This is a genomic window from Streptomyces sp. URMC 123 (assembly GCF_051386515.1).
Lineage (GTDB): Bacteria > Actinomycetota > Actinomycetes > Streptomycetales > Streptomycetaceae > Streptomyces.
The window spans coordinates 1-1,938 of the sequence record NZ_JBPQTV010000568.1; the positions used below are offsets into that span (position 1 = coordinate 1).

Sequence of the window (1,938 nt, forward strand, 5' to 3'; positions counted from 1 at the left end):
GCGCCGGAAGATGCTCCGGGCGTGGTGCGGGATGCGGTAGTCCAACGGGCCGAGGGCGCGGAAGAAGGCCCTCGGGTCCGGTTCGTCGTACACGTGGTCGAAGGGCGTGCGGCCCTCCCACGCCGGCGCGCTCGTCGTGGTCCGTTCGCCGGCCGGGGCCCCGCCCTCGGCAGTCTCCCGCGCAGCGGTCATCGTACGCACTCTCCTCGGCATCGGGTTCGCGTTCGTGTTCCGGTCCGGGTTCGACCTCACGGTGCCGACAGGAGTAACGCCTTATGGAGCGGATGGGAACAGGGCCGCGAGGAAACCGGCCGCCGGCCCCTCGCGGAGCGGTCGGCCGGTTTCCGGCGTGCGACCGGTTTCCGGCGCGCGCGTGCCGTACGGGGGCGTGCCGTACGTAGCGCGTGCCGTACGGGCGTGGGTCAGGCCGGGAGCGCCTTCTCTATGGCGGCCACCACCTCGGCGGACTCCGGCTCGACCCGGGGGCCGAAGCGCGCGACCACCTCGCCGTCCGGGCCGATCAGGAACTTCTCGAAGTTCCAGCGGATGTCGCCGGAGTGGCCCTCCGCGTCCCGGGCCGGCACCAGCACGTCGTACAGCGGGTGCCGGCCGTCGCCGTTGACCTCGATCTTCTCCGTCATGGGGAAGGTGACCCCATAGGTGGCCGAGCAGAACTGGGCGATCTCCTCGGCCGTTCCCGGCTCCTGCTCCATGAACTGGTTGCAGGGAACGCCCAGGACGGTGAAGCCGCGGTCCGCGTACCGCTCGTGCAGCCGCTCCAGCCCGGCGTACTGGGGCGTGAGCCCGCAGCGGGAGGCGACGTTGACGATCAGCATCGCCTTGCCCTGGTAGCGGGCGAGGTCCGCGGGGCCGCCCTGGAGGGCGCCGATCTCTACATCGTGAACAGACATGCGCCCGGATGCTAGTCCATCGGCGTACGGGTGGCGCCCGCCGTTCCGACGAATCCCGGCCGCCGGCCCATCGGTCGCGAACCTCCCACTCGCCCACCCGTCAGTCGCGGAAGGCGTCCACGTGGTCGCGCACCCACTCCTCGAAGGTGCGGGCCGGGTGGCCGGTCAGCTCCTCGACGGCCGGCGAGAGCGGGGCCAGGGACCCGCCGGCGGCCTGCCAGGCGTCGTACAGCGCGTCGGCGACGGCGTCGGGGAGGAACTCGCTCACCGACTTCTTCCAGGTGTCGCGGTCGACGGGCGTCACGGCGATCGGCCGCCCCGTCACCCGCGCGATCCGCTCGATCTGGTCGGCGAAGGTGAGCGACTCCGGCCCGGTCAGGGTGTACCGGCCGCCGGCCAGGGCCGGGTCGGTGAGGGCGGCGAGCGCGCACTCGGCCAGGTCCCGCTCGTGCAGGGGGTCGGTGTGCACCTCGGGGAAGGGCAGGCCCACCGCGCCGGTGGCCCTGATGGGCCAGGACCACTGGAGCGCGTTGGTCGCGAACCCGCCGGGCCGCAGGAAGGTGCTCGTGACGGGGGCGGACTCCAGCGCCTTCTCCACGTCCCGGTGGCGCGTGGCGATCAGGGCGGGCGCGGCGTCGCCGGCGAGGACGGCACTGGAGGAGAGCAGCACGATGTGCTGGACGCCGGCCTCGACGGCGCGGTCGAGGAACGTCTCGATCCGTGCGGGTTCGGCGTAGAGGAAGACCGAGGTGGCCCCCTCCAGCGCGGCGGGGAAGGTGGTGGGGTCGGTGAGGTCGCAGCGGACGGGCACCGCTCCGTCCGGGAGGCTCAGTCCTTCCGGATCGCTGGACGCGGCGCGGACGGCGGCGCCCTGACGCGCCAGCAGGTGGACGAGGGTCCGGCCGACACTGCCTCGGGTCCCGGTGACGAGAGTAGTCAAACCCTGCTCCGTTTCTGGGGGGATCGCTGCCTGGTGGTGCGGGTGGCGGCAGACATGATCCACTGTGCGCATGGAGGCCGTCGCCGC

2 protein-coding genes and 1 pseudogene are annotated in these 1,938 nt (G+C 72.9%); all 3 read right to left on the reverse strand.

All coding sequences use genetic code 11. From position 1 onward, the window contains the following. Positions 1-192, reverse strand: a pseudogene (locus tag ACSNOD_RS30805) (hypothetical protein); the annotation flags it as partial. 230 nt (positions 193-422) lie between these two features. Then, positions 423-911 (reverse strand): glutathione peroxidase, encoded by a 489-nt coding sequence (locus ACSNOD_RS30810; protein WP_436770372.1) that lies wholly within the window; start codon positions 909-911, stop codon positions 423-425. Positions 912-1,011: 100 nt separating this feature from the next. Next, a complete protein-coding gene (locus tag ACSNOD_RS30815) occupies positions 1,012-1,851 on the reverse strand; it encodes an NmrA family NAD(P)-binding protein (protein WP_436770373.1) in 840 nt (279 codons plus the stop codon). Positions 1,852-1,938 lie beyond the last annotated feature (87 nt).

What these genes read in the sequence shown, in the direction of transcription:
- ACSNOD_RS30810 (WP_436770372.1), bottom strand. Translation starts at nt 911, where the DNA reads ATGTCTGTTCACGATGTAGAGATCGGCGCCCTCCAGGGCGGCCCCGCG.